The sequence below is a fragment of the Sorangium sp. So ce836 genome (assembly GCF_028553905.1).
In the GTDB taxonomy this organism is placed as follows: Bacteria; Myxococcota_A; Polyangia; order Polyangiales; family Polyangiaceae; genus Sorangium; species Sorangium cellulosum_D.
Window position 1 is genome coordinate 7,635,958 of the sequence record NZ_CP102233.1, and the last position, 22,074, is coordinate 7,658,031.

Below are 22,074 nucleotides of genomic sequence, written 5' to 3' on the forward strand. Positions count from 1 at the left end.
GACGGATGCCCGACGTAAGCTCGACGTAAGATCGAGGGGCGCAGGCCGTTCTCTGGAGGAGCCATGAAGCCGACCCACGTCGCCCTGTTCTCCGCCCTCGGCATGATGTTCACGAGCCTCTCGGTCTACTCGCTCGTCCCCCCGGGCGCCGCGGCGACGACCGCCGAGGTGACCGCCGAGCCGCCCCCGGTGGTCCCGGAGGTGACGGGCGGCGCCGTGGCCGCGGTCGATCCGAGCCGCTTCACCACCGGAGCCAGGCTGATGCTGGAGGGGCGCGTCGGCCACGCCCGCCTCCCCCGGTCGGCGCAGGAGACGTTCCTGATGTTCGAGGTCCGCAGCGACGACGCGCCCGCGAGGGCGCAGGCGCAGGCGAACCTCTCGCTGGTCATCGACCGCTCCGGCTCGATGAAGGGCACCCGCCTCGCCAACGCCGTCCAGGCGGCGACGACCGCCGTCGGCCGCATGAACGACGGCGACGTCGTGTCGGTGGTCACCTTCGACACGAGGACGACCGTGGTCGTGCCGCCCACGACCGTCGGGCCGGACACGCGCGGCCGCATCCTCGCGAGCGTCCGCGGCATCTCGCTCGGCGGCGACACCTGCATCTCGTGCGGCATCGAGGAGGGCCTGTCGCTGCTCGGCCAGGCCGGCGGCGGGGTGAGCCGGATGCTCGTCCTCAGCGACGGCGACGCCAACCACGGCGTGCGCGATCTCCCCGGCTTCCGCGCGATCGCGCAGCGGGCGCGCGATCGCGGCGTGAGCATCACGACCATCGGGGTCGACGTCGACTACAACGAGAAGATCCTGTCGGCGATCGCGCTCGACTCGAACGGCCGGCACTACTTCGTCGAGAACGACGCCGCGCTCGCGCGCATCTTCGAGGCGGAGGCGGAGCAGCTCACCGCCTCCGTGGCGAACGGCGCGGAGCTCGCGATCGCGCTCGCGCCCGGCGTCACGCTCGATCGGGTCTTCGATCGCTCGTTCCGGCGGGCCGGCGACCAGGTGATCGTGCCGCTCGGCGCGTTCGCGGCGGGCGAGGTGAAGACGGTGCTGCTCAAGGTGCGCCTCGGCGGCCTCGGCGACGACGCGCGCGGCGCGTCGCCGATCGCCGACGTCGGCCTCACGTACCGGGATCTCGTCGCGAGGACCGACGCCCGGTGCGAGGGCAAGCTCGGCGTCGCGATCGCGGACCGCGACGCCGACGCGAGCGAGCTCGACGCGCTCGTCGCGGGGCGCGTGCAGCGCAGCGAGACGGCGGCGACGCTGAAGCAGGCCAACTTCCTGTTCGAGCAGGGGCGGCTCGACGAGGCGCGCAGCAAGCTCGACGCGCAGCAGCGGTCGCTGCGGAGCGCGGCCGACAAGGCGAAGCGCGCCGCGCCGGCGGGCCGCGCGAAGGACGTGGCGTCCGACTTCGAGAGCCAGATCGCGGCGCTGGAGCGGGCCGACACGAGCTTCGGCGCGCCGCCGTCGTTCGCGACGCCGCCGGCGCCGGCCGCCCCCGCGAAGCCGGGCGGCTTCGCGCAGGCCCCGGCGGCGGCGCGGCCGGCCCCGGCGCAGTCCCGCGAGGGCAAGGCCGCCGTCCGCCGCAACGAGGCGGACGCCTTCGATCTCGCCCGCTGACGCGCGGCCGGGGCGGCGCGCGCTCGCGCGGCGGCGCGCGCTCCCGCGGCGGCGAGCCGCGCGCCGCGGCCGGGACGTTGACACGGGTCCGGCTTTCGGGTTTTGACTCCGGGCGGTGGGCGTTCGACCTAGGGCGAGCCGTCCGGGGAACCGGCGGACCGGTGGCGACGGCGCGCTGGGCTCGCCCCCGCGGGAGCCCCCGCAACCGACCCGGAAGACGACCCCCGCGCGGCGGGGCCGCGGCGCGGGGCAGCGCACGCCGGCGTCGCGGCGCCCGGCGCGGCCCTGGCCGAGGCGCGGGCGGGCGCTGCTCCTCGGGCTCGCGGGCGCGCTCGTGGCGGCGGGCGCGGCGCTCCTCGCGCTGGTGATCGGCTTCGGGCGCACGAGGGCCCCGGACCGGGGGCGCGTCGTGGAGATCAACTGGCCGGAGGGGCTCGACGCGGGCGAGGCGGCCTCGCTCCTCGCGGCCGAGGGGCTCGTGGAGAGCGAGCGCGCGATGGCGCTCTACCTGCGCGCGACGGGCGGCACCGAGGGGTTCGTGCCGGGCCCGCACCTGCTCTTCGAGGGCGCGACGCCGCGGGAGCTGCGGCAGCTGCTCACGCGCGCGGAGGGGCGCCCCACGGCGAAGGTGACGATCCCCGAGGGGTGGAACCGCTTCGACGTCGCGGCCCGGCTGGAGAAGCTGCGCGTCGCCGGCAGGAAGACGTTCCTCGCCGCGACCGCGGACGGCGCGTTCCTGGACGCGCTCGGCATCGAGCGCGGCGGCGCCGTGGGGGCGGAGAGCGCGGAGGGGTACCTCTTCCCGGCGACGTACGAGTTCCCGCTCGACACGGACGCGCGCGACGTGGCGAAGCGCCTCGTCGCCGAGGCCGACCGGCGCTGGACCGCGCTCACGGCCGAGAGCAAGGACGGGCTCGCCGCGCTGCAGGCGACGCTCGGCTGGGGTCGTCGCGAGGTGCTGACGCTCGCGTCCATCGTCGAGAAGGAGGCGGTCGTCGCGGAGGAGCGGCCGCTCATCGCGAGCGTGTTCCTGAACCGGCTCCTCGACCCGACGTTCCGCTCGCGGCGGCTCCAGTCCGACGCGACGGCGCTCTACGGCTGCGTCGCCTGGCCCCAGGAGGCGCCGTCGTGCGCCGAGTGGGGCGGCAAGCCCACGCCCGCGGTGGTGCGGGATCCGAGGAACCGCTACAGCACCTACGCGCACCCGGGGCTGCCGCCGGGGCCGATCGCCAACCCTGGGGGGCCGTCGATCGCGGCCGTGCTCGCGCCGGCGGCGACGAAGTACCTGTACTTCGTGGCGGCGGGCGGGGGGCGCCACCGGTTCAGCGAGAGCCTGGACGACCACAACGACGCGGTGAGGAAGCGGCGGGAGGCGACGGCGCAGTAGGCGGGGTGTGGGGGCGCTCGCATCGCAGGAGCGCGGCGCCATGACGGGTCCACCTGGGCGCGCGCTGCGGGCGCTCCGCAGGGGTGGGCCGCCTGGGATGCGCGCGGCGAGCTGTGATGCGCGCGGCGAGCTGTGATTCGCGCGGCAAGCTGCGAGGCCTGGCGGAGGGGGACAGCGCGACGTCTGTCAGGACATCAGGCCGAGCACGAAAAGCGCATCGGACCAGAGCGGCCAGAGCGTGCGGTAGGGATGGGTCGCCAGCACCACGCCGCCGCTCGGGAGGCGGCGCACGTGGAAGGGGGCGTGCTCCTCGAGGAAACGGACATGCCCGCGCGTCGTGATGTCTGCTCGCCAGGCGGGCGGGCCCTCGCCCTCGGCCGCCTCCCCGAGCTGGCGGAGCAGCTCCATGATCTCGCGTGCCTGCGGCTCGGCCGCGCGCCACGCGTCATCGGGTACCGCCGCGGCCTCGAGCGCTTCGAGCAGCGCGGCCGGCGGCATCGCGAGCGCCTTGAGGACGGTCTCTCGCGAAAGCGAGCGCGTGAGCTCGCTGTCCCCTTTCATGGGCACGCGTGCGCCGCGCGATGCGGCGTCGACGCGCGCGTGCAGCGCCTCCAGCGACATGCCCGCGATGCACGAGGCGCTCTCCTTATCGTGGAGGCTCACCCACGAGAGGGCGAGGTCGCGCGCGAGTTCTGTGGCGTTCGCGTTGTAGGTCGCGCACGTCTCGACCGGGGCGTTCCAATCCCCGTCGTCATTCGCGCAGGCGCCGGTCGGAACCCGGCCACTCGCATCCGGCGCGCACAGCCGGAGCAAGAGGTCCTCGATATCGCCCTGAATCAACTGGCAGGCGACCGCGGCCTCCGCGTCCACAGAGCGCGGGCCGCTGCCCACGGCGATCTCGTACGGGAAGAAATCCCACTTGCGTTCGCCCGCATCCAAGCGCAGCGGTCCCCAAGGACGGCGGCGTTCGCTTTCGTCAGTGTAGCACTTGAGGCCGAAAACGATGATGCGCTCAGAGTCGCCCAGCATCACACCGGAGAGGACGTGCGCATTATTCCATCCTCCAAATTGGGCGCGGACCATCGCGATCACCGCGTCGACGGAGTGTGTCTTACATCCTCTCTCAGAGCTCATCATCAGGCTGATGAGATCCCCCGGGACGACGAGAGACGACAGCGCCGCAGCGAACGCATCAACCCGTTCCACTTCGTCACACCACGCATAGAAACAAGGCCCTGATTCGCTCATATCCGGATCACCATGATGAACTTGTCAAACCCCTGCAGGGCGACGGTCTTTCCCGTTTGCGAATTGATAATGTAGCCGTCCTTGACGGTGAAGTTCGGGTCCTTGAACTCTGCCCCCTGCTCCATGATGAGCTCGACCCGATCCACGTCTCCATCGAGCCCCTTCTTCTTCAGCGCCTCCATCGCATTCGTGAGCTGATCGCGAACCGTGCCGACATCGATCTTCCCGCCCTTGGCCTCGCTCAGGATGAGCTTGTGCCCGCTGGACACCGAGACGAAGTCGGGCGCCATCCCCTCGATGGTACCAGGGCGTGACTCCCTTGGAATGCGGAGCACCCGGCGCACGCCGTCGTCGCCGACCCCGACGAGCGATCGGCCGTCGTCCACCAGGAACTTCGCCGCCTTCTTCTCGAAGAGGTCCACCGGTTTCGTCGTGATCGCCCCGGGGAGCCCCTTGTACCCCCTGACGCGGTTCGTCTTCACGATCTGCGCGAACGCCTCCTCGATCTCCGCGATCTCCCCGGCCACCCGGATCGCGGACGGCCGGAGCCCGCTGCTGGTCTTGACCCCGCGCCACATCGGCCCGATCGCCCCGAGCCCGAAGCCCACCCCCGAGAAGATCCGCTCCTCGTCGCTGAGCTCCTGCCCCGACGGCAGGCAGAACGCCTTCCCGGTCACCGCCTCGCACAGGTCGAGCGCCGGCCCCACCACCGGCACGAACCCCACCCCGATGCGCGTCGTCGCGTGCACCAGCGTCTGCATCATCCCCGCGTACGCCTCGACGCCTTCCCCGACCGTCGACATCGCCCCCGCGAACGCGCTGATCGTCTGGTAGAGCTGCGTCTGCTCCAGATCGAGCGCCTCCCCGTTCCACAAGTTCAGTCTGTCCTTCATCTGGTCCGCGAGCGCATCGAACCGCGGCTTCAGCACCGTCTCCACCACCGCCCGCAGGTCCGCCGGCACCGGCGAGTCCACGAACCAGTCCGACGCATCCATGAACCGCCTCACGACCTCGGCGATCCGGTTCTGCGCCTTCAGGAACGCGTTCGTCTCCGCCACCGACACGCCCATCCGGTCGCGCAGCGCGATCTCCAGCGCCGCGCTGTTCGCCCGCCACGCCCGCACGTTCGCCACGAAGTCCGCCCGCGCGACCACGACCCCGCCGCTCACGTCCGCCTCCAGCGCCGCGATCACCGCGTCCGCGTACGCCGCGTACGGGTCCCGCCCCTCCTCGAACGCACCGTCCACCTCCGCGATGTCCGGCACCTCCACCCACGGCACCTCGCTCTCGCCGAGCGCGTAGTTCCACGGCTCGTCCGGGTCCCACCCGCCGGCGCGAGCGTCCTGCGTCGCGAGGTCCGCCATCTCGTCGGCCTGCGCGCCGAGCTCGTCGAGCACCCGCCCGAGCTCGCTCTCCAGGTCGCTGACGCTCTTCTTCAGGTCGTCGATGAGCTGCTGCATCGCCGCCCGCGTCTCCGCGTCGACAACGTCCTCGTACCGGTCGAGGATCGCGTCGAGGTCGGTCCGCGAGATCTCGTCCAGCGGCCGTTGCACCAGGTCGTGCAGCTCTAGATCGAGCTGCCCCAGGAGGTCCATCTTCTCCCGGAGGCCCGCGACCCTGGCGGCGTCGCGGAGCAGCTCCGTCATCAGCCCGGCGATCCTGACCTCCAGCTCCGCGATGTCGCGCGCGAGGTCCGGGTTGATCTCCGCAAGGCTGAGGTCGACGTCCATGTTGCCCTCGAACCCCGTCCCATCGCGGCGGACGTTGAAGAGCGGCTTGTTCAGGCCGAGCGGCTCCGAGACGAGGTGCACCACGTCGTGCACGTGGGTACACCAGTCGCTACCGTTAACGGTGTGGACCCCGAAGTGGAAGTCGTTCCTGCCCACGCGGAGCAGCACGGAGTAGAACTCCGCCTCGAGCGTGTTGCTCACCGAGCCGTCACCGTGCACCTCCACCGCGCCTGGGATCCCGTAGGTGGGCAGCGGCGTCTTATTCACCTCGAAGATGGTGTCGCCCTCCCTGTCCAGCTCGGGGCTCGCACACGAGTCGGCGTCCTGATGACTGCTCCAGAGTATCGTGTACGGCGTGCCGGCCCGCGCGAACGACGGCGAAAACAACGATAGCATCGTGACCAGCGCGACAAGCTTCTGCAGCACCGCGGCGCAAAAGCCACGCCGAGCGCCCTCCTTTGAGCCCCTCATGCCCCCTCCGCGCCGCGCACGGCGGCGTCATACGCGATCGCGGCGCCCTTCACGTCGCCCGCGTCGAGCCGCGCCTGCGCCGCGTCGAGCGCCGCCGCGGCCATCCCCTTCTCCCGAAGCGCCGCGAGGCCCGCCGCGATCTTCCGCGGCAGGCCCGTCCTGAGCTCCTCCTCCGCGACGTCGAACCTTCCGCGGAGCTCCGCGCACCCGGCCTCGCGCCACGACGCTCCTGTCGCCTCGCAGAGCGGCCGCATCTGCACCAGCGCCAGGAGCTCCCCGCACCGATCCGCGAGCAACGGCAGCCCGAGCTTGTCGCTCACCGGCGGCGCCGCGGACAGCGCCGCCGCCCGCGCGCGCGCTCCCTCGCGGAACCGCTCCGACGCCCTCCGGCTCCGCGATCGCGCGATCGCCTCGCGCGCCCCATGATCGCCCTGCACCACGCGGAGCGCCTGCCGCCTCAGCGCGATGCCGCCGAGCAACGCCGTCGCGGTCGCGTCGCTCCGCGCGACGCGCCGCCACGTGTAGCCCAGCATCGCGCCGAGCGAGCGCAACGCCCCCGACGTCATGTCCGGCACCACCGCGCCGTGCGTCGCCAGCACCTCCCTGTGCGGCGCAATCGCCTCTTCGAACGAGACAGCGAGCGCTTGGAGCTCCGCCGACAGCGTCATGATCTCCGCGGCCAGCTCGTTCGCCGCCCGGCTCGCCTCGCGCGCCGCCGCGAGCACCGCCTGCTCCGCGCCGTCGAGGCCGTCGGGATCCAACCGCGACGCCTGCTTCGAGAGCGCCGCGTACGCCGCCGTCTCCGTCGCCTCGGTCGCGCGGTAGCCCGCGAACCGCGCCGCGACGGCCGCGTACCTGGACACGAGCGGCGCGGCATCGCTCCGGGCCCCGTCGAAGACCACCTGCACGACCGCCATCGCCTGCTTGTCGGCCGCGAGCGCGGCCGCGAGCGGCTCCTCCTCGGCGCGCGCCTTGTCGGTCATCGCCCGCGTGAAGTTGTCGACCGCGCGGACCGGCTCCTCCTCGAGGATCTGCTTCTGATGTCGCCTGTACGTCAGGAGCAGCCCGAGGAGCTCACCGCGCAGGGTTGCCCGAAGCGATTCGGCGTGCTTCTGCTCGTCGCGCACGTACGCCACGGCCCGATCGAGGTTGTCGAACCAGGCCCTGAGCTCCCCCTCGCTCGCAACGAACGCGTCGGGCACGCTGAACGGCGGCCGCGCCCACATGAAGATCGGCAGCTCGCCGTCCTGCTCGGCCTTGCTCCACGCGCTGCCCGGGCCCTCGCTCGCGTCCACGCAGTGCTCGACGACGCTGGTGTTTGCTTGCGCGCAGAACATACCTGGCGCGTAGTCCTCGCGCGGCCACAAGCACCCGCACGCCGTCGCGCCCAGCGCCAGGGCGGCCACGGCCGCCACGACGATGGCCGCACACCGCCTCGTTCTCCTTCTCATATGCATTCCACCCACCCCGCGTTTTTTCTCACCCACGCACGCTCGCCCGCGCATTCCCCGGGTGCAAGCGCCCACGCAGGAGCGGTAGGACATTGCCCAGCCGAGGTGCGCACCAGAACGCACTCCCAATCTCACCGCCTCCGTCCTCACCGCACAGGCCATGACGTGGAGGGTTACGCCGGTCCGAGACGGCAAGAAACCGGCGGCCTGAGCGCAACGCGCGCTCACGAATCCTCTTTCAATCGCTGAAAGTCCCATTCAGAACGCAAGCGCCTCAAGGGCCTTGTCGACGTGGCGCTCGGCCGACATCGCCTCTAAACCGAACGCTCCATGGCCGCGCGACGGCGCGAGACGCTCGTCAAGCTGCGCCCTGGTTCGACGAGGGGTCGACCACGGCCCGCGCCCTGATCAAGAAGCGTAGCTGCCTCGGCTGCGCGAGCTGCAAGGCGCCTCGGCGCAGGCGCCCGCCGTGACGCTGCCCAGGCTCACCGCCGCGCCGCCCAAGCCGGCAGAGCCGGGCGAAGCGTCGGGCGAGACCGACATCGAGTAATTTTTAACACAATCGGGACCGCCGGTGCCGCCACGAAGGCTTTCCGCACGCGCCAGAGACCTTCCCGCGCGCTCCGGAAGCTTCGCGCGCGCTCCCGAGACCTTCCCGCGCGCTCCGGAGCACGAGGTTTCGCGTACTTAGCGGCGTCCGCGGCGTCCCCGGGGCCGTCCGGCGCGCGCCGGGAGACGAATTTCCCGGGAAATTCGACCCTCCGCCCCGCGCGCGAAGCTTCCGGACCGCGCGCGAAGCCTTCCGGACCGCGCCGGAAGCCTCCGCGCCAGCGACGGAACCGCTCGCGCGCGCGACGGAGGCCCCCCAGCACACGAGCGGCGCCTCCAGCCGCCCGCCCCATCGCTCCGGCGGCGCTCCGATCGTCCGCGCGCCGTCCGCTTCCTGAAGCAGCGCGTGCCGCAGTAGATTCGCGCGCCATCATGCGCCGCCCCGCCCCGCTCTTCCTCGCGCTCTCCGCTCCCCTCGCCCTCGCCGCAGCAGGCTGCTCGTCCGGCGCCACGCCCCCGGCCGAGCGCCACGCCGCGCCGCAGGCGGAGGCGCTCGCGACCGCACCGGCGAGCGCCGCGCCGCCGCCGACCGATCCGCCCGCGATCGCGGCCGCCTCCGCGAGCGCCGTCACCCCCGCTCCCGCGGCCTCCGCGCCCGCCGCCCCCGCCGCCGCCTCCGCCGCCAGCGCCGCGGCCGAACCGGCGGCCCCCGCCTCGGCCCCGGCCGACGCCGGGCCGCTCCCGAAGGTGAAGGTCGCGAACATCGGCATGCACATCGGCGGCGGCCCTCACGACGACTTCACGAAGGAGCCGATCAAACGCTCGGTCGCGCCCCACTTCGACGACTTCCGCCGCTGCTTCGCGCTCGCGGAGGACCCGACCAAGGGCGGCGACTTCGGGATCGACCTGCGCATCGAGAAGGACGGCGGCAAGGCCGAGGTGCGCAAGCCGCGCACGGCGCTCAAGGGCGCGGCGTTCACGAAATGCGTGGTCGGCGTCTTCGAGCGGATCGACTTCCTCAAGCCGAGGCGAGGCCCCACCGTGGTGAGCTACTCGCTCCGGTTCACGCCATGAGCAGGCCGCACCTCACCCGCGGCGCCCGAGGTTCGGCAGCGACCCGCGCGAGGCCCGCGCGCGGGCTCGTCGCGCGGCGTTGCGCGCGCCCGGCGAGCGGCGCACCATCGCCCCCATGACCCTCCCGGCACGCCCGCGGCGGCACGCCACCGCGGCCGATCTCCTCGCGATCCCGGAAGCCGAGCGGTTCCATGAGATCATCGACGGCGAGCTCGTCCCGAAGGCGACGCCGAGCTGGTCTCATGGACGCGCTCAAGCGCGCATGACCACGCGCGTCAGCGACCCCTACGACCGACCCCCGGGGCGGCGCGGGCCGGGCGGGTGGTGGTTCGTGACCGAGGTCGAGATCGCGCTGGAGCCGGATCAGGTCTACCGCCCGGACATCGCCGGCTGGCGGCGCGAGCGCCTCGCCGCGCCCCCCACAGAGCTCCCGGTCCGCGCGCGCCCGGACTGGGTCTGCGAGGTCCTCTCGCCGAGCAACGCCAGCAACGACACCGTGAAGAAGCTCCGCACCTACCACCGCTGTCAGGTGCCACACTACTGGATCCTCGACCCGCTCCACGAGACGCTGACGATCCTGCGCTGGACCGAGGGCGGCTATCTCCTCGTAGCCGCCGGCGGGCGCGGCGACCGCGTGCGCGGCGAGCCGTTCGAGGCGATCGAGCTCGACGTCGGCGAGCTGTTCGGGGACGAAGACGAGGCGGGCGAGCCGGAGAAGGACGACACCTGACGGCCACGCGTCCCGAACCGGCCGCCGCTCACCCAGGGCGCCCGAGGTCCGGCAGCGACTTCGGCAGCGACCCGCGCGACGCCTCCACGGCCGTCTCGCCGGCGCGGTCGAGCGCGTACTTGAAGAGGATCGGGCCGACCACCTCGTTCAGCGCCACGCACCCGACGACGAGCGCGCGGAAGCCGGCGCCCAGGCTCGGGAATGCGCGCTCGATCGTCAGGCTGATGCCCAGCGTGAGCCCGGCCTGCGAGATCAGCCCGCACCACGCCCACCTCCGCAGCACCGGCGGGTCGTCCGCGAGCCGGTTGCCGATGCGGCTCGCCACCCACGTCACGAAGGCGCGCGACGCGCCGAAGAGCAGCGCGACCGGCCACATCATCTTGAGCAGCGGCAGATCGAGGTGCGCGCCCGCCGTCGCGAAGAACAGCACGAACACCACGCTCGCGGCGTCCTCGACCGCGTGCACCAGCTTCTCGCCCTGCTTCGACAGGTTCGCGACGACGAACCCGGCGACCACGAACACGAGCAGCGCGTCGAAGCGGAGGTAACGCAGCACCTCCGTGGCCCCGAAGCCGAGCGCCACGAACACGAGGATGAGCTGCCGGCCGATGAGCCGCATGTAGGCCGCCAGCGCGAGCCCGAGGGTCGTGCCGATCGAGATGCTCCCGAGGATCTCGCGGCCGAGCAGCTCGATCTCGTGCATCGACATCGTCGTGCCCGGCTCGATCAGCGGCCGCACCGTGGAGAGCGCGACCGCCGTCACGACGATGACGATGATGTCCGACGTCATCACGAACGCGAGCGTGTTCATCGCCACCGGCCCCGTCGCGCGCGTCTGCGAGAGGATGCCGAGCACGGCCGAGGGGCTGCGGGTGACCGCGATGACGCCCCAGAGGACCGCCACGCCGAACGCCGCGGCGATCGGGAGGTCGGCCGCGAACGGGACGAGCGAGCGCGCGGCGTAGAAGACGCCGGTCATCGCCACGAACACGAGGACCGTCTGCACGAGGTTGTGCAAGAGGAGGCTCCTCAGGCTCTTCTTGACCATCTCGAGCCGGAGCTCGGCCCCGCCGGCGAGCGCGATGAGCGCCAGGGCGAGCGCGTTGACCCGCGAGATCTCCTCGACGGCGTGGTGATCGACGAGCTTGAGGACGTGCGGCCCCGCGACGATGCCCGCGAGGATGTAGCCCGAGAGGTGCGGCAGGCGGAGCGGCTCGACGAGCTCGCTCGCGAGCGTGCCCGCGAGCAGGAGGAAGCCGATCGAGGCGATGGTGCCCGCCGGGCCGTTGTCGTTCGGGACCGCGCGCGTCGTCGCGTAGAGCACGCCGAACAGGATCACCAGCGCGACCGCGTGCGTGAGGTGGTTCAGCGGGCCCTTGGGGGCCGACCCGTGATGGCCGGAAGGGGGCGGGCCGTGCGGCTCGGGGGCGGCCGCGGGCCCAGGCGGGCCGGCGGGCGCGGCCGCGCCGGCGGGCGCGTCGGGCGCGATGTCAGGGAGTGCTGCAGCGCTCACGGGGACACCTCCTACCCCTCGCCCCGCTCGGCCACCGGCGGCGGCGGGACATCGCCGTCGCCCGGCGCGGCGTCGCGCGCGGCGCGGGCCAGCCCGCGGCCGAAGAAGAGCGACTCCCGCTCGGGCGCGGCCAGCTCGCCGGCCTTGCGGAGCGTGGCGCGCAGCGCCTGCGGCCCGACGAGCTCGCCGAACACGGCCGCCGCCGCCGCGGCGACGAGGACGGTGTGCCCGACCGGGCCCGGGAAGCGCAGCGCGAAGGCGAGCCCGACGCTGATGGCGACGGCGCCCGACGAGAGCAGCCCGAGGCCGAGCCAGGGCGAGGTGTCGCGCGCGTCCGGCGAGGCGACCCGGAAGACGAGGCCGGTCGCGAGCTTGCCGAGGACCCGCGCCGCGAGCGCGATCGCCACGATCCAGGGCAGGAACGGCGCCGCCTTCGGGTTCACCTGCGCGCCCGCGAGCAGGAGCGCCGGCAGGATGATCGGCCGCTCGGTCGGCGCGACCATCGCGACGATCTCCTCGCGGTGCCGGGAGAGCGCGGCGATGGTCACGCCCAGCGCGAACGTCGCGAAGAGCGGCGACAGGCCGACCCGCGCGCTCGTGCCCATCGTGAGCAGCGACGTGCCGAGCAGCACGCCCCAGCTCTGGATCAGGCGGAAATCGCTGCCGAGGAGCACGACCGCGATGAGCCCGAGCACCACGCCGATGAGCGCCGTGACGATCGTCCACCCCCAGAACGAGAGCGGCCAGTGGCCCGTCGCCTGCGGGACGAGCGCGAAGGCGCCGCCCATCATGAGCAGCGGCCCGAGGTCGTCGCAGTCGGCGATGTCGGCGATGAGGTCCGAGAGCTTGCCGCTCGCGCTGTAGCGCTGCGTGACCCAGAGCACGGCGTGCCGCGTCGTCTCGGCCGAGACGGCGCCCACGCCCGCCGCGAGCAGCACCCGGTCGCCGCGCTCCAGCGACGGCGCGCCGCGCGCCGCCGCGAACCACACCGCGGCGGCCACCGCCGAGCCGGTGAGCAGGCTCATCAGCACGCAGAGCGCCATGCGCGACGGCCGGACGCGGCGGTTGCCCACGAAGCCGAAATCGAGACCGACCACGAGCGCGAGCCAGCCGAGCGCGACGCCCGCCACGGGCTCGAACGCGGCGAGCGACGAGGGCTCGAGCAGCCCGAGCGCCGAGGGCCCGAGCACGAAGCCGAGCACCACGTACTCGGCGCCCGAGGGGAGGCCGATGCCCCGCAGCACGCGGCCGCCGACGAGCGAGCTGCCGAGGTATGACAGCACGAGCAGCCCCATCAGGAGCCAGACGGCGTTCACGAGGCCGCGCCCCGATCCGGCGGCGCGCGGCGCGGCGCGCCGCCGGAGTGCGCCGGCGCGCGCCCGAGCGGGATGCCGGCGGCGACGAGCGCCTGCGCCACGGCGGTGAGCCAGCGGCTGCGCACGTCGTCGCCGTCGCACGCCATCGTGGCCCGGAAGTGCGCGCCGCCCTCGTCGATCGCGACGAGCGCTGCGCGGGCGCGGCTGCCGAGGCTCGATCCGGTCTTCAGGAGCAGCTCCCGCACCCGGTCGAGATCGGCGGAGGGGTCGACGCTGATCTCGAGGGACACGAGCGGGGGGCGGCCGCGGACGCGCGTCGGGTGGAACAGGCTGAGCAGGTGGGGCACGCGCACGACGCACCCGTCCTCGTCCTCGAGGCGCGCCTCGATCAGCGTCAGCTCGCGGACCCGCCCGGACCGGCCGCCCACGTCGGCGACGTCGCCGACGCGCAGGCGCCGCCCGTAGATGACCGAGAGGCCGACGCCCGCCGAGGCGATGAGCGGCGTGCCGGCGAGCCCGGCCGACGCGAGCACCACGAAGCCGATCCGCGTGAGCGCCCCCTCGTCGGTGCCGGTGATGAGCGGCGCCGCGAGCAGCAGCGCGGCCACGAGGATGCCGAAGCGGACGAGGACCCCGGTCGCGACCGCGAGATCCGAGGGGAGCCACCCGAGCGACGTCTCGCCCCGGCTGACGCTCCCGAAGAACAGCCCCACGAAGCGGATGAGGACGATGACCGCGAGCGTCGCGAGGATCGCGAGCACGAGCACGGGGACGCTCCGCGCGATGCGCCCCATGAGCTCCGACATCGGCGCGAGCACGAAGCCGGTGAGCTTCTGGCTGTAGTTGCGCGTGGACTCGAACAGGGAGAGCGCGAAGAGGATCCAGATGTAGGCGATGCCCACCCGGACGAGGATGCCGGCGGCGCCGAGCGCGACGGAGAGCGCGCCCTGGGACGCGGCGGGCCGGAGCATCTCGATGCCGCGGACGTGCAGCGCCGGGAGCCGCTCCGGGTGCTCGGCGACCCAGGCGCGCGCCCGCTCGACGAGCTCGCCGACCTTGCGGAGCAGGAGCAGCGCGATCAGCCCCGAGAAGACGAGCAGCGAGAAGGAGAACACGCTCGTGGCGAGGCGGCTCCGGCTGTGCTCCTTGGCGAGGACGTCGCGCACCGTGGCGGCGATCGCGGCGGCGTGGACCGAGACGGTGGTGGTGCCCGCCGCGACGGCGTCCTCGGGCCCGATGTGGATGAGCGGGCTCTCGCCGACGTAGATCACCGCCACGCCCGCCTGCTCGTCGACGCGGACCTCGGGGACCTGCTTCTCCTGGGCGGCGCGCTCCAGCACCTTCGCCGCCTCGCGGGCGCGCTCCGGGGGGGAGAGGCTGCCGCGGTGCACGCGGATGGCGAACACCGTGCGGCCGAGCAGCTCGACGCGCGCCTCGGGCTGCTCGACCGTCGGGGGCGGCGGGGGATCGGGCGCGCGCGGCTCGGCCTGCTCGGCGGTCGGCTGCGGCGGCGCGGGCGCCAGCACGACCTGCGCGGCCGCCGACCGGGCCGGCGCGGGCGACGGCGCGACGTGCACGATCGGCGGCTGCACGGGCGGCGGCTGGGCCGCGGGCGGCGCCGGCGGCGTCGCGGCGGCCTGCTCGGGCGGCGGATCGGCCGCGGGCGGCGGATCGGCGGACGGCGCCGGCGCGGCGGCGGGCGGCGCCGAGGCGGCCTGCACGGGCGCGGGCTGCGCCGACGGCGCGGAGGCGGACTGAGCGGCCGGTGCCGACGCGGCCGGCGCCGATGCGGCCGGCGCCGACACGGCCGGCGGGGCGGAGGCCGGCGCGGGCGCGTGCTGCGCCGACGGCGCGGAGGTCGCCTGAGCGGGCGCCGCCGTGGCCCGCGCAGATCGCGGCGCGGCCCCCGAGGCGGAGGGCATCGGTGCGGGCGGCGGCGGCGCGGGCGCGTGCTGAGAAGGCGGCGCGGGCGCCCGCTGCTGCGGCGCGGGCGCAGCCTGCGCGAGCGCGCCCTGCGCCGCGTCGGCGAACGCTGGGCCGGCGAGAGAGACGAGGCCGGCGAGCGCGGCCAGAAGCGCGGGGAACAGCCGCTGCACGCCGGCACTTTCGACCGGAGGCGGTGCGCCGGTCAAGGCAGGATAGCGACGAGGCCGCTCGCGGGAACCACGGGCGCCCGCGCCAGCGCGGCGGTCGAGGCCGCGGGCCGCGCCGACGATCGCCCCGCCGGCGCCCGCCCGATGACGGATCGCCTTGCCGCCGCCGCGGGGCGCTGGCAGGGCGCCCGCGTGGCAAGGACCAAGAAATCCGTGGCCCCGTCGCTCCTCGTCGGCGACATCGGAGGCACGAACACCCGGCTCGCGCTCTACGACGCCTCCGGCGACAGGCCCCTCTCCGAGGCGGTCTTCCGCAGCCGCGAGCACGCGAGCTTCGAGGAGATCGCCCTCCCGTTCCTCGTCCGCAGCGACGCGCCCCACCCCGCGGTCGCCGTGCTCGGCGTCGCCGGCCCCATCAAGGACCACGTCGCCACCATCACGAACCTGCCCTGGCGCCTCGCCGAGCGCGAGCTGTCGCGCCGGCTCAAGATCGCGCGCGTCCTGCTCGCGAACGACCTCGTGGTCGGCGCCCGGGGCTGCCTGCACGTCCCCCGCGCCTCGATCGCGCCGCTCACCGAGCGCCGGCCGCGGCCGAAGGAGAGCAACCTGGCGGTCATCGCCGCCGGCACCGGCCTCGGCGAGGCCCGGCTCATCTGGGACGGCGCCCGGCACCTGACGCTCCCGACCGAGGGGGGCCACGCCGACTTCGCCCCGCGCTCCGCCGTCGAGGTCGAGCTGTGGCAGTTCCTCGCCGAGCGCCACCCGGATCACGTGAGCTACGAGCGGGTCCTCTCGGGCGACGGGCTCGGCGCCCTCTTCGATTTCTTCGCCGCCCGCGCCGCCCGCGTGCCCCGCGCGATCGAGCGCCGCCTCTCCGAGGGCGACCGCAACGCGGCGATCGCCGAGCTCGGGCTCGCGCGCGCGTTCCGGCCCGCCGCGCGCGCGGTCGACCTGTTCGTCGAGATCTACGGCGCCGAGGCGGGCAACCTCGCCCTGCGCGAGCTCGCGCTCGGCGGGGTCTTCGTCCTCGGCAACATCGCGAGGAACCTCGTCACCGCCCGGCGCGAGCTGTTCATGAAGTCCTTCCTGAAGAAGGGCCGCCTCACGCCCCTCCTCGAGGGGGTGCCCGTCGCCGTGGTCACCGATCCCCTCGTCGGCGTCCGCGGCGCGCTCGCCCTCGCGAGGGAGCTCACCGCGCGCGGCGACGACGACGACGACGCGCCCCGGCGCCGCGCGCCGTCCCGCAGGTCCTGAGCGAGGCGCGCGCCCACCGCGCCCCGCGCGCGCGACGCCGCGTCAGCGCGCGCCCGCGTCCTCCGCCCCGCCCGCGCCCCCGGGCGCCGGGATCTCGAAGACGAAGCGCGCGCCGCCGCGCGCCCCGGCCTCGACCCAGATCGAGCCCCCGTGCAGCGCGACGATCCGCCGCGCGATGTACAGGCCGAGGCCGGCCCGGCCCGCGCGCCCGCCCCGCCGCTGGAAGCGCTCGAACACCGCGGCGCGCTCCTCGGGCGCGATGCCGGGCCCCGCGTCCTCGACCGAGCAGCGCGCGCGCGCGCCCTGCGCCTCGAGCGCGATGAGGACCTCGGCCCCCCGCGGCGAGTGCCGGATCGCGTTCTCCACGAGGTTCAGGACGACCTGGTAGAGCCGCCGGGCGTCGCCGTCCACGAGCGCGGCGCCGGCGGCCTCGCGGCGGAGCTGCACCCGCGCCTCGGCCGCGATGGGGGCCACCGTGTCGACCACCTCGGCGACCACGTCGCCCAGCGAGAACCGCTGCGGCTCGATCCGCAGCTCCCCCGCGTCGGCGAGCGCGGCGTCGAGGATGTCCGAGATGAGCGACGTCATCCTGTCGACGTTGCGGAGCAGCCGCCCCGCGATCGTCGCGCGCTGCGCCGCCGTCGGAGGGCTCTCGGCGTGCTCGATGAGCGACCCCTGGAGCCGGATGGCGTGCAGCGGGGCCTTCAGGTCGTGCGACACGATCGACAGGAGCTCGTCGCGGTGCCGCCCGAGCTCCTCGAGCCCGGCGCGCGCCGCCTCGATCTCGGCGCCCTTTGTCGCGAGCTCGCGGGCGATGTCCGCGAGCGCGGTCGTCAGCGTGATGGCGGTCTCCTCGATCCGGACCGCGTCGCCCCGCGCGGGAGCCCGCCCGAGCAGGATGCGCGATCCGCCCGCGGTCGGGACCACGAGGAACTTCACCGGCGCCTGCCCCTCCCCCTCGCGGCACACCTGGAGCTCCCACGTTGCGGGCGCCTCGTGGGCCAGCGCAGCCGAGAGCTTCTCGCGGCTCTCCCCGTGGAAGAGCGACGCGACGTCCCTGCCCGGCGCGGCGGCGCCGCCGAGCAGCCGCTCCGCCGCCGCGCTGGCGTGGGTGATCTCGCCGCGCTGCACCACGAGCAGGAGGTCGTCCTCGCTCGCGAGGAGGGCGCCGAGGAGCGCCGCGGCGTCCGGCTGCGTCACCGCCATGCCCGCGCGACCTCCACCGCCCGCGAGGCCGACGCCGCGACCTCATCGGCCCCGAGCAGCTGGATCGCGTCGGGCAGCGCCGCGACGGCGCGGCCGCCCGCGAGGATCTTCACGCCGGGCACGTCCTCGCGCACGCGCTGGATGAGCGCGCGCGCCGCCGGCAGGTGCTCGACGAGGGTGACCGAGACGGCGAAGAGCTTCACCTCGCTCCGCCTGAGCCCCTCGAGCCCGCGCGCGAGCGAGATCCCCCCGCTCGCGAACGTCGTCTGCCAGCCGTCGAGGGCGAGGAGATCGGCGACCATGCGCGCGCCGAACCCGTGGAGCTCGGGCTCGACGTAGCCGACCACCGCCCGCGGGCCCCCCGCCGGCCATCGGATCAGCGGGTAGATGGAGGCGACGGCGGTCTGCGCGACCGCCGTGGCGAGGTGCTCGTCCGCGACGCTGATCCGGTTCTCGTACCAGCGGCGCCCGACCTCCTCCATGGCGGGCACGACGACGCGCTCGTAGACGTAGCCGAGCCCGTTGCCGATCGCGGCGTGCAGCACGCTCCGCGCGGCGACGTAGTTGCCCGTCAGGATCGCGGCCGTGAACAGGCGCGCCTCGGCGTCGTCGCCCTCGGCGATCCGCGGCTCTCGGCTTGCAGCTCCTCCCTCGCCCGACGGCATCTGCGCGCGTGTCGTGGCTTCTGGCGCAAGGAGCCGTGGCGTCAAGCCTCGCGCCGCGCGGAATCGCCGCGGCCGCGCGCCAGCGGCTCGACGCGCGCTGGCGCGCGGCCGCTGGCGCGCGGCGCGCGAGGGGACGCGGCCGCGCGCTCGCTACGCGGGCCGCGCCGCCGCGTCGAGCAGCCAGACGAGCCGTCCGGCCCCGCCGCGCGCGACGCGCGCCGGCACCTCGTCGGCCGGCCCCGGCCGCTTCGCCTGCTCCACGACCGCGCGCTTGCTCGCCCCGCGCGCGAGCAAGAGCTTGACCCGCGCCTCCCGGAGCACCGGGGGCGTCAGCGTGAGCCGCGCCTCCAGCCCCTTGTCCGGCTGCGCCGGGATCGCGGCGACGAGGCGATCCTCGATGGCCACCGCCCCCGTGCCGGGGAAGAGCGACGCCGTGTGCGCGTCGTCGCCGATCCCCAGCGTCATCAGGTCGAACGCCACCGCCGACGCGACCCCGAAGCGCGCGCGCAGGAGCGCCTCGTAGCGCGCCGCGGCCCCGGCGAGATCGGCCGCCTCCCCCTCCATGCGGAAGAAGCGGTCCTCCGGGATGCGCGCCGCCGCGAGATCCCGGCGCGCGGCGCCGTAGTTCGAGCGGGGGTGGTCGGGCGCGACCGCGCGCTCGTCCACCCAGAACCACTCGGTCTGCGCCCACGGGAGCGACAGCGCCGCGAGCCGCTGGTACGCCGGAGACGGCGTGCCCCCGCCCGACAGCGCGATCCGCGCGACGCCGCGCGCCTCGATCGCCTCCGCGATCGCGCGCGCCATGAGCTCCGCCCCGAGGAGCGCGAGCTCCGCCGCGTCCGCCGCGACGAGCGTCTCTTCACCACCGTTCATCTCGGTCCTCCTCCCTCCTCTCGGCCTCGTCAGAGGGCGCTCCACGCCGCGGCGGCGAGCACCGCCTCGCGCAGCAGCCGATCGCCCTCCAGCGAGTCGATCGTCTTCGTCAGCACCCACGTCTCGTCCCGGTAGCCGAGCGGGTGCAGGTGGTCGGCCGACCGCGCCCCCTCCATCGTCCACCGCGCCGTCGCGGGCGCCTTGTCGAGCCGCACGCACCCGAGCGCGAGCGGCTCGCCGCGCAGCGTCGTGAAGAGGCGCACGCCGTCGATCCGGCGCTGCGCCTGCTCCCCGGCCGGCGGCCCGTCGACCAGCGCGATCTCGATCGGCGCGCCGTCCGCCGCGCGGGCGCGGCCCACGACGCCGGCGCCGCCGGGCTGCGCCGGCCCCCGCGACTCGAACGTCCAGCCGAGCCGCGACGCCATCCAGCCGAGGAACAGCGCCGCCGGATCCGGCTTCGGCCCCGCGCTGCGCGCGATCTCCACCCGCCGGATCGCGCGGCACGCCTCGGGCATGTCGTCGAAGAACCGGGCCACGAGCTCGCGGAACGAGAACGTCCGCACGAACGCCCGGTCCGCGAGCGGCGCCCTCGTCCCGCGCGCCACCTCCGCGATCCGCTCGATGCACGTCTCGGCCGAGTCGAACACCAGCCGATCGCAGATCGGCGCGAGCGCGTCGCCGAGCACGTTCGGCGCGCCCGGCGCGAGCTCGACGATCACCGCCACGTCGGAGATCGTCAGCGCGCTCACCACCGACGCGACGCGCTCGGCGGCGGCCACCCCGAACGTGAGCTCCACGCGGTCGTAGCAGATCGGCACCTCCCCGGCGCGGCGGCACGTGGCCGACCAGTCGGCCTGCACGCTCAGCGGATCGAGCCGGTCGTCGAGCGTGATGAGCAGCGTCCGGCCCGCGTGCGTCTCGGCGAGCTCCTCGGTCTGCTCCTTCAGGCGCTCGACCTCGGCGCGGCTGCCCACCGCGACGAAGTTCATCGTCGACGCGCGCGTCTTCGGGGCCGGCTCCGGCCGCGACTCGTCGGGCGACGACCAGAACTCGGCGAGCTCCGACTCGACCCGCTTGATCACCTCGGCGATGCGCCCGGCGCTCACGGCCGCCTCCAGGCCCGCTCCGGCGGCCGCTGCTCGCCGCACGCCCCGCGGGCGCCTTCGGACGGCTGGACCAGGGCGTCGGCTTCCTGCGGGCCCCACGTGCCCGCGGCGTAGCGCGCGATCGGCGCGTTTTGCGTCCGCCACCCCTCGAAGATCGGATCGACGAAGCCCCACTGCGCCTCGACCTCATCGGCGCGCGTGAACAGCGTGGCGTCGCCGCGCAGCGCGTCGAGCAGGAGCCGCTCGTACGCCTCGGGCGTGCTCGATCCGAACGCGGCGCCGTAGCGGAAATCCATGGTCACGCCGCGGATCGCGATGCCGCTGCCCGGGATCTTCGCCGCGAACCGGAGCGAGATGCCCTCGTCGGGCTGGAGGCGCATGACGAGCGCGTTCGGCTCCTCGGTGGCGCCGGGGGCGCCCTTGAACAGGCCGTGCGGCAGGGGCTTGAAGTGCAGCACCACCTCGGCCACCCGCTTCGCCAGCCGCTTGCCGGCCCGCAGGTAGAACGGCACGCCGCCCCAGCGCCAGCTGTCGAGGTGAAGCTTCATCGCGACGTAGGTCTCGGTCATCGAGTCCTTCGCCACGTCGGGCTCCTCGGTGTAGCCGGGCACCTTCTCGCCGCGCACGATGCCAGGCGCGTACTGGCCGCGCACGGTCGACGCCAGCACGTCCGGCCCCTCGATCGGCCGGAGCGTCCGCAGCACCTTCACCTTCTCGTCGCGCACCGCGTCGGCGTCCCACGACGACGGCGGCTCCATCGCGACGAGCGTGAGCAGCTGGAGCGCGTGGTTCTGCACGATGTCCCGGGTGATGCCGACCTTCTCGTAGAACTTGCCGCGACCCTCGACGCCGATCTCCTCGGCCACGGTGATCTGCACGTGGTCGACGTGCTGGCGCGACCAGAGCGGCTCGAAGATCGTGTTGCCGAACCGGAGGACGAGGAGGTTCTGGACCGTCTCCTTCCCGAGGTAGTGGTCGATCCGGTAGATCTGCGACTCGGCCAGGTGGGCGAGCAGGTCGCGGTTGAGGGCGCGGGCGCTCGCCAGGTCCTCGCCGAACGGCTTCTCGACGACGACGTGCTGGAACGGCGCGTCCTTCTCGTGCGACGGCGGCGCGACGAGGTTCGCCGCGCGCAGGCCGCGCACGATGGGCGCGAACTGGTCGGGCGCGACGGCCAGGTAGAAGACGCGGTTTTTGCGGGTGCCGCGCTCGGCGTCGAGCCGCTCGAGCTCCGCGGCGAGCCGGGTGTACGTCTCGGGCTCATCGAACGACCCCTGGACGTAGCTGATGCCCTTCTCGAGCTCGCTCCAGGACGCCTCCTCGAGCGGGCGCCGCGAGTACTTCCCGACCGCCTCGCGCATCTCCTCGGCGAAGTCCGGCTTCGGGCGCCGCGCCACGCCGACCACGGCGAAGCCGCCGGTCAGCAGGCGGCTGAGCGCCAGGTTGTAGACCGCGGGCAACAGCTTGCGACGGGTCAGGTCGCCCGAGGCGCCAAAGATCACGAGCGCTGCCGGCGAGGCGGTTCGCTCCTCGGGCATTCCTTCGCGAAGCGGGTTCTTCTCGGCTTGGGTCATGGTGGATGAGCTCCGATCGGCGACGACGGGCACGATGCCCGCGCGCCTCCGCGGCGTAGGGTAGCTCCGATCGCGCCGGCGGAAGGCGGAACGACGCGCGCCGCCGTCGCCGCGCCGCCGCGTCGACGGCTTCGCGCGGGCGTGCGGGCCGGGCGCGCGGCGGCGCCGAGCGTGTCCGCCGGCTCGCGGCGCCCTTCCATCCGATCGCGACCGG

At 74.3% G+C, this 22,074-nt stretch carries 16 protein-coding genes; 5 read left to right on the forward strand and 11 right to left on the reverse strand.

Annotated features, from left to right (window positions below; genetic code table 11):
• The first annotated feature begins 63 nt into the window (after positions 1–63).
• Positions 64–1,620, forward strand: a complete 1,557-nt coding sequence (locus NQZ70_RS27425) for a VWA domain-containing protein (protein WP_129576844.1) — start codon at positions 64–66, stop codon at positions 1,618–1,620.
• Between the two features lie 115 nt (positions 1,621–1,735).
• Positions 1,736–3,007 carry an endolytic transglycosylase MltG gene (mltG, locus tag NQZ70_RS27430; RefSeq protein ID WP_129576845.1) on the forward strand — a complete coding sequence of 424 codons (1,272 nt, stop codon included), beginning with the start codon at positions 1,736–1,738 and terminating at the stop codon, positions 3,005–3,007.
• A 186-nt stretch (positions 3,008–3,193) separates the two neighbouring features.
• Here mltG and NQZ70_RS27435 read toward each other — a convergent pair whose 3' ends face one another.
• Genes NQZ70_RS27435 through NQZ70_RS27445 form a run of 3 tightly spaced genes read right to left on the reverse strand, consistent with a single transcriptional unit; the run spans position 3,194 to position 7,907 of the window.
• Positions 3,194–4,255 (reverse strand): hypothetical protein, encoded by a 1,062-nt coding sequence (locus tag NQZ70_RS27435; RefSeq protein ID WP_129576846.1) that lies wholly within the window; start codon positions 4,253–4,255, stop codon positions 3,194–3,196.
• Positions 4,252–6,456 carry a hypothetical protein gene (locus tag NQZ70_RS27440; RefSeq protein WP_129576847.1) on the reverse strand — a complete coding sequence of 735 codons (2,205 nt, stop codon included), beginning with the start codon at positions 6,454–6,456 and terminating at the stop codon, positions 4,252–4,254. Before NQZ70_RS27440 ends, NQZ70_RS27435 begins: the two co-directional genes overlap by 4 nt.
• On the reverse strand, positions 6,453–7,907 hold the full coding sequence (locus tag NQZ70_RS27445) for a hypothetical protein (protein WP_237244106.1): 1,455 nt from the start codon (positions 7,905–7,907) through the stop codon (positions 6,453–6,455). The genes NQZ70_RS27440 and NQZ70_RS27445 overlap by 4 nt, the downstream gene beginning before the upstream one ends.
• A gap of 981 nt (positions 7,908–8,888) precedes the next feature.
• Between NQZ70_RS27445 and NQZ70_RS27450 the strand changes: the two genes are divergently transcribed.
• On the forward strand, positions 8,889–9,530 hold the full coding sequence (locus NQZ70_RS27450) for a hypothetical protein (protein WP_129576848.1): 642 nt from the start codon (positions 8,889–8,891) through the stop codon (positions 9,528–9,530).
• Between the two features lie 115 nt (positions 9,531–9,645).
• On the forward strand, positions 9,646–10,260 hold the full coding sequence (locus tag NQZ70_RS27455; RefSeq protein WP_165374192.1) for a Uma2 family endonuclease: 615 nt from the start codon (positions 9,646–9,648) through the stop codon (positions 10,258–10,260).
• A 28-nt stretch (positions 10,261–10,288) separates the two neighbouring features.
• On the opposite strand, the gene NQZ70_RS27460 is transcribed toward NQZ70_RS27455, so the two are convergent.
• The 3 genes from NQZ70_RS27460 to NQZ70_RS27470 are packed head-to-tail and all read right to left on the reverse strand — an operon-like array spanning position 10,289 to position 15,185.
• Positions 10,289–11,773 carry a cation:proton antiporter gene (locus NQZ70_RS27460; protein ID WP_129576850.1) on the reverse strand — a complete coding sequence of 495 codons (1,485 nt, stop codon included), beginning with the start codon at positions 11,771–11,773 and terminating at the stop codon, positions 10,289–10,291.
• A gap of 11 nt (positions 11,774–11,784) precedes the next feature.
• Positions 11,785–13,089, reverse strand: a complete 1,305-nt coding sequence (locus tag NQZ70_RS27465) for a cation:proton antiporter (protein WP_129576851.1) — start codon at positions 13,087–13,089, stop codon at positions 11,785–11,787.
• Complete coding sequence (locus tag NQZ70_RS27470; RefSeq protein ID WP_261344322.1) at positions 13,086–15,185, reverse strand: mechanosensitive ion channel family protein; 2,100 nt, start codon at positions 15,183–15,185, stop codon at positions 13,086–13,088. Before NQZ70_RS27470 ends, NQZ70_RS27465 begins: the two co-directional genes overlap by 4 nt.
• Positions 15,186–15,326: 141 nt before the next feature.
• On the opposite strand from NQZ70_RS27470, the gene NQZ70_RS27475 reads away from it, so the two are divergent.
• Positions 15,327–16,436 carry a glucokinase gene (locus NQZ70_RS27475; RefSeq protein ID WP_237244107.1) on the forward strand — a complete coding sequence of 370 codons (1,110 nt, stop codon included), beginning with the start codon at positions 15,327–15,329 and terminating at the stop codon, positions 16,434–16,436.
• 42 nt (positions 16,437–16,478) lie between these two features.
• On the opposite strand, the gene NQZ70_RS27480 is transcribed toward NQZ70_RS27475, so the two are convergent.
• The 5 genes from NQZ70_RS27480 to zwf all read right to left on the reverse strand — a co-directional run bounded on the left by NQZ70_RS27480 (position 16,479) and on the right by zwf (position 21,860).
• On the reverse strand, positions 16,479–17,642 hold the full coding sequence (locus NQZ70_RS27480) for a PAS domain-containing sensor histidine kinase (RefSeq protein WP_129576852.1): 1,164 nt from the start codon (positions 17,640–17,642) through the stop codon (positions 16,479–16,481).
• On the reverse strand, positions 17,633–18,307 hold the full coding sequence (locus NQZ70_RS27485; RefSeq protein WP_129576853.1) for a B12-binding domain-containing protein: 675 nt from the start codon (positions 18,305–18,307) through the stop codon (positions 17,633–17,635). The genes NQZ70_RS27480 and NQZ70_RS27485 overlap by 10 nt, the downstream gene beginning before the upstream one ends.
• A 150-nt stretch (positions 18,308–18,457) precedes the next feature.
• On the reverse strand, positions 18,458–19,180 hold the full coding sequence (gene pgl / locus NQZ70_RS27490; RefSeq protein WP_129576854.1) for a 6-phosphogluconolactonase: 723 nt from the start codon (positions 19,178–19,180) through the stop codon (positions 18,458–18,460).
• A gap of 29 nt (positions 19,181–19,209) precedes the next feature.
• Positions 19,210–20,286 (reverse strand): glucose-6-phosphate dehydrogenase assembly protein OpcA, encoded by a 1,077-nt coding sequence (locus NQZ70_RS27495; RefSeq protein WP_237244108.1) that lies wholly within the window; start codon positions 20,284–20,286, stop codon positions 19,210–19,212.
• Positions 20,283–21,860, reverse strand: a complete 1,578-nt coding sequence (gene zwf / locus NQZ70_RS27500) for a glucose-6-phosphate dehydrogenase (protein WP_129576856.1) — start codon at positions 21,858–21,860, stop codon at positions 20,283–20,285. Before zwf ends, NQZ70_RS27495 begins: the two co-directional genes overlap by 4 nt.
• Positions 21,861–22,074 lie beyond the last annotated feature (214 nt).